The sequence below is a fragment of the Arsenophonus sp. ENCA genome, assembly GCF_002287155.1.
GTDB lineage: Bacteria > Pseudomonadota > Gammaproteobacteria > Enterobacterales > Enterobacteriaceae > Arsenophonus > Arsenophonus nilaparvatae.
Window position 1 is genome coordinate 1 of the sequence record NZ_NHNG01000421.1, and the last position, 7,533, is coordinate 7,533.

Annotated in this window: 7 protein-coding genes, 1 tRNA gene and 1 pseudogene; 6 read left to right on the forward strand and 3 right to left on the reverse strand. The window is 37.6% G+C overall.

Features of this window, described 5'->3' with window-relative positions:
• Window positions 1–247: 247 nt before the first annotated feature.
• A pseudogene (locus tag CBG25_RS10965) lies at window positions 248–1,386 on the forward strand (helicase-related protein); the annotation flags it as partial.
• A 210-nt stretch (window positions 1,387–1,596) separates the two neighbouring features.
• Window positions 1,597–1,878: a 50S ribosomal protein L25 gene (rplY, locus tag CBG25_RS10970; RefSeq protein WP_290606621.1), complete on the forward strand. Its 282-nt coding sequence runs from the start codon at window positions 1,597–1,599 to the stop codon at window positions 1,876–1,878.
• Window positions 1,879–1,955: 77 nt separating this feature from the next.
• Here rplY and yejK read toward each other — a convergent pair whose 3' ends face one another.
• On the reverse strand, window positions 1,956–2,960 hold the full coding sequence (gene yejK / locus CBG25_RS10975; protein ID WP_290606622.1) for a nucleoid-associated protein YejK: 1,005 nt from the start codon (window positions 2,958–2,960) through the stop codon (window positions 1,956–1,958).
• A gap of 258 nt (window positions 2,961–3,218) precedes the next feature.
• On the opposite strand from yejK, the gene CBG25_RS10980 reads away from it, so the two are divergent.
• The 3 genes from CBG25_RS10980 (at window position 3,219) to CBG25_RS10990 (ending at window position 5,363) form a co-directional block, all read left to right on the forward strand.
• Window positions 3,219–3,446, forward strand: coding sequence for a DUF1414 domain-containing protein (locus CBG25_RS10980; RefSeq protein ID WP_032114647.1), 228 nt, complete (start codon window positions 3,219–3,221; stop codon window positions 3,444–3,446).
• Between the two features lie 20 nt (window positions 3,447–3,466).
• Window positions 3,467–5,212, forward strand: coding sequence for an LPS biosynthesis-modulating metalloenzyme YejM (gene yejM / locus CBG25_RS10985; protein ID WP_290606625.1), 1,746 nt, complete (start codon window positions 3,467–3,469; stop codon window positions 5,210–5,212).
• Between the two features lie 74 nt (window positions 5,213–5,286).
• A tRNA-Pro gene (locus CBG25_RS10990) sits at window positions 5,287–5,363 on the forward strand.
• Between the two features lie 342 nt (window positions 5,364–5,705).
• Here the strand turns inward: CBG25_RS10990 and CBG25_RS10995 are convergent.
• Window positions 5,706–5,906 (reverse strand): hypothetical protein, encoded by a 201-nt coding sequence (locus CBG25_RS10995; RefSeq protein ID WP_290606627.1) that lies wholly within the window; start codon window positions 5,904–5,906, stop codon window positions 5,706–5,708.
• Window positions 5,907–5,958: 52 nt separating this feature from the next.
• Here CBG25_RS10995 and CBG25_RS11000 point away from each other — a divergent pair, with 52 nt between their 5' ends.
• Complete coding sequence (locus tag CBG25_RS11000; protein ID WP_290606629.1) at window positions 5,959–6,741, forward strand: BRO family protein; 783 nt, start codon at window positions 5,959–5,961, stop codon at window positions 6,739–6,741.
• A gap of 30 nt (window positions 6,742–6,771) precedes the next feature.
• Here CBG25_RS11000 and CBG25_RS11005 read toward each other — a convergent pair whose 3' ends face one another.
• Window positions 6,772–7,392, reverse strand: coding sequence for a tail fiber assembly protein (locus CBG25_RS11005; RefSeq protein ID WP_290606631.1), 621 nt, complete (start codon window positions 7,390–7,392; stop codon window positions 6,772–6,774).
• Between the last annotated feature and the right edge of the window lie 141 nt (window positions 7,393–7,533).

A 7,533-nucleotide genomic window follows, 5' to 3' on the forward strand; every position in this document is an offset into this window, starting at 1 on the left:
AATAATCAATTTTTGAATTAAAAATAACCTATATAAGATTAAAAAATAACCTATTTTTGTGTTTTTTAGATGTATCTAACTTGTTTTTATTGAAAGCAGTTTTATTTCACTATTGAGCAACAGGCTTACTGCTTACTTGCAAGAATATTTTATAGATATCTTTAATGCATGGATAACCGGACAAAATATGAACATCCTGATTTTTTCTTGTTTTTAAATTTATACTTCTTTTTTAGAGACTGCGAAACTCGTGTATGATTTTAGTCAATTGCAGATAAGCCAAACAGGTATTTTTAATCACGCTGATTTGGATCAGACAATTAAACGTCAGAATAGAGTCACTCCCCTGATTATTCAGCAAATTATTGAATATGCACATTCCTGCCAGGGCTGTATGATCTTCGCCGCTACCGTTGAACATGCCAAAGAAATTTTGACATTATTACCTAATGATGATGCTGCATTAATATGCGCAGAAACGACGGCAATCGTCCGTGAAAAAACTATTGATGCCTTTAAAGCGCAAAAAATTCGCTATTTAGTCAATGTTTCTGTCTTAACTACAGGTTTTGACGCTCCTCATGTCGATCTGATTGCTATTTTGCGTCCCACTGAATCAGTTAGTCTCTATCAACAAATAATTGGTCGCGGATTAAGATTATTTCCTAACAAAAGCCAGTGTATTATTCTTGATTATGCAGGAAATCCCCATGATCTTTATATGCCAGAAGTTGGCAGCCCTAAAAGTGATCCACAAAACGTACCAGTTCAGGTTTTTTGCCCACTTTGTCATTTTGCTAACCTATTTTGGGGGAAAAGCGATCCAGGCGGTCAAATCATTGAACATTACGGCCGTCGATGCCAAGGCTGGGAAGAAAAGCATAATGGACAAAAAAACAGTGTGAATTTCGCTTTCGTTTTAAACAATGTCCCAGCTGCAATGCTGAAAATGACATTGCAGCACGACGTTGTTATCAATGTCAGGCAATTTTAGTTGATCCAGATGATATGTTAAAAGCGGCGTTAAAATTGAAAAATTCCCTGATCCTTCGTTGCGGTGGCATGCAACTGACTACCGGATATGATAAGAAAGGAGAATGGTTAAAAGCCACTTACTATGATGAAGATGGTAGCAGCGTCTCAGAACTGTTTCGATTAACAACCCCAGCTCAGCGCAAAGTATTTGAACAACGTTTTCTATTGCTCCACCAGCGAGCTCCAGGCCTTCCCTTCCAATGGCAAACTGCAGCCGATGTTCTGCGTCAAAAGGAATCATTACGTCATCCTAACTTTGTTATCGCACGTAAAAAAAGCCAGTTTTGGCAAATAAGAGAGAAAATTTTTGACTACCAAGGAAAGTATCGTCTGGCTGACGACCTCTATTAACAACATGATTTCCATTTGTATTTACTATATCGCTGTTTTTACTGAAATGAATATCAATGCCCTAAAATTAGGACATCTTTTTCATTGCTGTAGAGCATTTTTTTCGCTAAAATGCCGCCCGCTTGATTAGCAATCACTAACAAGTTTTTATTATCGGATCTGCCACTGGGTCGCCTGTTGCAGAGTCTTTTTATATTATGAGAACAAATCATGCTAACGATTAATGCAGAAATCCGCAAAGAGCAGGGTGAGGGTGCGAGCCGCCGCCTGCGTAAAGACAACAAATTACCGGCTATCGTCTATGGTGGTGATCAGGAACCCGTTTCTATTGAACTCAGCCATGATGAAATTATCAACCAAGAAAGCAAGCCAGAGTTTTATGAAGTATTAACACTGGTGGTTGATGGGAAAAAAACCAAAGTTAAAGTACAAGCGGTTCAACGTCATCCGTTTAAGCCTAAACTAACCCATATCGATTTCTTGCGGGTTTAATTACGCAAAATTGCGCTTTTTTACCAAGCCAATTATCAATAACGCCGCTTTTGCGGCGTTATTTGTTTTTACCATCATCAAGGACTTTTCTTGCCACGCTCTAATTGCTCACGTAAATTTGGTGGTGTACCTTTAATTGTTAACGTATCCGTTGCCGGATCCCAAAAAACACGCTCATCAAGTAACAAAGCATCAAAGTTAATGGTCAAGCCACCACCACTACCTGAGTATTTGGTTAATTGTTTGAGAGTCGTACGATCTGGTGGAAAACTTTCTGCCAATTGATAACCATTTTGTTGCGTAAATTCAGCAAAATTCTGCTCTCCTAAAGCAGGCAACTCTTTTGATAAACACTTTAATTCAATTTCTTCTCCGGCCTGTTGTTGCTCATTACAGTAGCGATAAACTTGCTGACGATATTCTTGTGTGGCGGACTGGTTTAACTCAGACGAATCACAATAATCATTCACGGCTTGCAGTAATCCTTTATTCTGTATTTTAGCATTCATACCTTCGCTAGCTGACAGGAAATCCATAAAAAAATCAGATACTTTACGCCCGACGCGGCCCTTTAAAAAAGTTAAATAACGTTCAGATGCGGGATTTCTTTCCCATTCTGTCAAGTCTATGCGAGCAACAATATCAACATGCGGAATATCAAGATAATGAGTAGTATTCAATTCCAGATTATCATTAACAAACATACTATTACAGCTATTTAATACAGCTATCAATAAGTAATCTACCGCCAAATAACGATATTGACAAAACAGTACCACCCCACCTTCTGCAAACGGATATTTTGCCAATTCATCCCGCAAACGAATAGTAGCCGCACGGCTAAATCCCAAAAAGTTTTCATCTCCTTTTCTCAAAGCCACTAATGCTTCAGCTAATTCGCTCGCTTGATTAAAAGTGGCAAAGGCTTTACTTTTAGCGCCATAAATTCGATGCAATTCTGCCATCATTTCTTGCACTATATTATCCGTGCCTAATAAAGAATCACGCAGCACAACCTCTAGTGTTTGTTCATCACGTTTGATCAACTGATGTAAAGCAATCTGGCAAATATCCAGACTCATCATTTACTCCTTATTTTCTTTATGGCATAAAGATCAATGGTATTCAGACATCGATAACTTTTTCCGGCGGCTAAATTGATATCTATTGATATAACATTTTTGTATTATGGGCATATAATAAGATTTGTAACTTATGGAAACCGGTCAATTTAAAATGTTACTAAATGAAATTATCCAGTTAAATTAGACAAAACAGCTACAGCAAAAAACACAATAATACGCTAAAATATAAAGCTTTATTCATTCAGGATTTTTATTATGCCACAATCATCCCGTTATAGTGATGAGCAAATTGAACATCTACTCCTAGAATTAGTCAAGGTATTAGAAAAATATAAAGCTCCAACTGATCTATCATTGATAGTATTAGGTAACATGGTGACAAACTTAATTAATACAACTGTTACACTGACTCAGCGTAAAACTATTGCAGAATCTTTCGCTCAGGCGTTACTTGCTTCTGTTAATGAAGAAAAAATTCACTAATTTAGCAGATAAAATATTACATGGTGACCAACTCTCGAAACTATCGTGAAAAAGTCTCCCAAATGACAAGCTGGGGACACTGGTTTACGTTATTCAATATAGTACTCAGTTTAGTATTAAGTAGCCGATATCTGTTTGTTTTTGATTGGCCGGGTACGTTATTCGGCCGTATTTATGCTATTGTTAGCTGGCTTGGGCATTTTAGCTTTGTTATTTTTGCCTGTTATCTTTTAATCATCTTTCCTATTACTTTCATTATTGGTTCACAGCGACTGCTAAGATTTCTATACACCATCCTTACCACCACCATACTGACTTTTCTCATTTTTGATATTGCGTTTTTTTCACGCTATAACCTCCATTTAACACCACTACTATGGGAGTTATTAATAAATCCTAAAAACGGCGAAATGGCGAGAGAATGGCAGTTGATGTTTATTTGTGTGCCTATCATTTTTTTAATTGAGATGTTATTTACTACCTGGAGTTGGCAAAAATTACGCAGCCTAAACCGTCAACGATTCACTAAACCCTTGGCAGGTATTTTCATCACAGCATTTGTTGCTTCCCATTTAATGTATATTTGGGCTGATGCAAATTTTTATCGCCCAATAACTATACAACGAGCTAACTATCCCCTATCTCACCCAATGACAGCGAGAAAATTTCTTGAACGCTATGGTTATCTCGATCAAGTGGAATATCAACGCAAGATACAACAAGAAGGCAACCCTTCAGCACTGTCTATTGAATATCCACTCAAACCCCTTAGCTATCAAAAACAAGCACCAAAGTATAATTTATTACTACTGGTCGTTAATAATCTTAACTATCAAGATAACACTGAAGGTATGCCAGCATTGAATACTGTTAAATCAATCAGTACGCAATTTAATCAACATCTCAGTACAGGTATCCAAAACCAACAGGCGCTATTTAGCCTATTCTACGGTTTATCACCTAGTTATTTAGATAGTATACTTAATAGCAGAAAACCTTCCGCCCTAATTGAAGCATTAAAATATCAAAACTATCAATTTGGTCTGTTTTCATCGAATGGTTTTAGCTCACCATTATTTCGTCATGCAATTCTGGCAGATTATTCGTTACCCGAAAATACTGCCGGTAATGATTATCAAACTACCAATGAATGGGTAAAATGGTTAGATAGCATAGAAAACCAGACTCGGTGGTTTTCTTTTCTTAATCTTAATGGTTTTGATAATCATAAATCGCAAAGTGACAATAAGTTACAATTAGATCATGAGATTAAACGCATAATTGATGCGCTAAAACAAAAAAATATGTTAAACAATACCGTTGTCGTCATTACGGCAAACCATAGTAGCAACCCAGAAACTCATGAAACAACAAAATGGTTCACTAACGGTAAATTTAATCTTAAACAAATGAAGGTGCCTTTATGGGTATATTGGCCTAATACCCCGCCACAGCAAATTAATAAGCTAACCAGTCATCAAGATATTATGACCACCTTAATGCAGCGTTTACTTTATGTTGATAATTCACCAGAAGACTATTCTCAAGGAGAAGATCTTTTTACCTCTAAACGTAACCAATCCTGGGTTCTATCAGGTGATGAACAAGTACTGATTATTAACTTTACTAATAAAACGCTTTACCTTAATCAAAATGGAGAGGTTTATATTTTTGATGATAAAGGCAATAAAATAACAGATGAAAAACCTGATTTAACTCAACTGCTAAGAGCTTTTGCCGAATCTACCCGTTTTAATACTAATTAATGCTTAAAAATCAAGCGGTCGTAGTACTTGCTATTGATTTTAACCAAAAAAAAGGTAGTATAGCGAGCCTATATTGGCATGTAGCGCAGCCTGGTAGCGCACCGTCATGGGGTGTCGGGGGTCGGAGGTTCAAATCCTCTCATGCCGACCAAGATTTACTAAGAAAACCAATCAGTTATGATTGGTTTTTTTGTGCCTGAAATTTGTAAGGGGAAAAACTAGGGAAAAATGGGGGAAAAACCCTCACTAAAAAATGATAAAAAAGCACAACTTTTTCAGCGAATTTTGCGCAATCAAATTACCTTTTTATAAAGTGTTTGCTAATCGTCATACTTATGAAAACCTTCTCTAAATACATTAAATATTCTTATTTATTTTGGGGTGTCACCCACGAGAACACACTGAAAAAATCTGATAGCTCCTTGTTGCCGATATGAAAACAGCAACAAACGAACTTGTTTAAATACCCATTGACGAAAGAAGAAATCATGCGCTATAGTTTACTTGCATCTGATAAATCAGATGTCGGCATTCGCATTCCGATTGAAGTTAACCGCGACAAATGCACGCCGCGAGCGTGTTTTTTAATGTCGTAATCTAGCCACAATTCAATGGTGTGCTGGATTGGAGGAGCCATAAGGCTCACCGGTTGGTTAACTCCGGTAATGCGAACTCCATCCAGTTCACCACCCATTAGATTCGCATCTTAAGGTGGTGGTAGATTAAGTTAACCATTGGAGGTCATCATGACCGCGTTAATTGTTACTCCATTTTCATTTGAAAATCATCAAATTCGTACTGTCACTATTAATGGCAATCCTTGGTTTATTGCTTCTGATGTTTGTTTGGCTCTAAAAATTTCTAATGTCAGCGATGCTCTTTATAAGCTTGATGATGATGAAAGATTGTACCTAGGTTTAACCGAGGCGCAAAAAATAGACAAGATGGCAAGAGAGATTAACATAATATCAGAATCAGGCATGTATACATTAGTACTCCGTTGCCGTGATGCAGTCAAACAAGGAACACTCCCTCATCGTTTTCGCAAATGGGTAACAAATGAAGTTCTTCCTTCAATCCGTAAAACAGGCAAGTACGAGCATCCAAAATACCAACCCGAAGCTCACGAAAAGTTCAGCAGCAAAGATACTCAAAATCTCGCCCGTATCATTGCATTAATGACTCAAAACTTTCGTTTTAGAAATGCATGGAATAATGCTATCTGGTATGCATTGAGAGAAGTCACAGGTATTCCCTCACCTTATCCTATGGAAGTACGGCTAGTCCCTTCTATCGCATCTGAATGTGAACGTATCTGGCACGTAACGGAAGAAGTTCAGGATAAAATAGCAGATGCAGAAAAAACAGCCATTAAACGAATTATCCGCAAACGTGAAAATGCCGACAAAGTTATCGCTGAAATTGAAACTTTGTTATCTCAGGCTACACAGGATAATCAGCTAATGCTAAATGGTGCCCTTTCAAACTGGCATAAAGCGGAATTAACACATTTTCTCCAACGTTGCTAATAGGATGCCCCTGTGATGGGGCTGTATTGTCTATTCTGGCTTCTTAGGCCAATCAACATCGGGCGCGGTAGCCGTGTCAATATCATTCAGTTTCACGCTGTACATTTCCCAAGCCCGTAGCGCGGTTTTCTCGCTATTGGTCGCCATTCCTAATCGTACTTTACGGTCAAGTAGGGTAATTTTTGATTCCGCTTCGTCGATTAACTGTAATTTTGTTTGATTTGCGGTGTTGATTTGGTCTGCTTTCATCGCCTGATTATCGGTTACCCATTTTTTGCCATCCCATTTATCGAATTGTGTTGAGGGCGCTAATAAAGTGAAGCCGATTTTTATTTCACCTATGTAGTCAATGGTATAAGAAGCACGATTGTCGGTATTAAATACCGTCTTGCCGCGGTGGTCTGGCACGTATAGCCACTGTTTACCGTCATCACTGCGAACAATTGCAATTTCGTCATTATCGGGTATCTCTGGCGCATCAATATAGGAATATTGACCGACACTCACCCCTTTATAGACTAATTCCATTGTCGCGCCAAAATATTCATACGGCGGTTCATTCCTCGACAGATAGGTTTTTATCCAGCCTCTGTTTTTAGCAAAACCGTTTTCATCGATTTTCGCTTTGGGTATTTCTATGCTGTATTTCATTATGCTGCCCTTACTATATCACGAGTTTCGCACCAATAAAAAAACGCTCTATTTTTAAGTTTAATTCAGCATGATATATAAATAGTCAAAACCTTATAAATCAAATACAACTTATTGTAATTTAAGAAAATTTATGTTTTT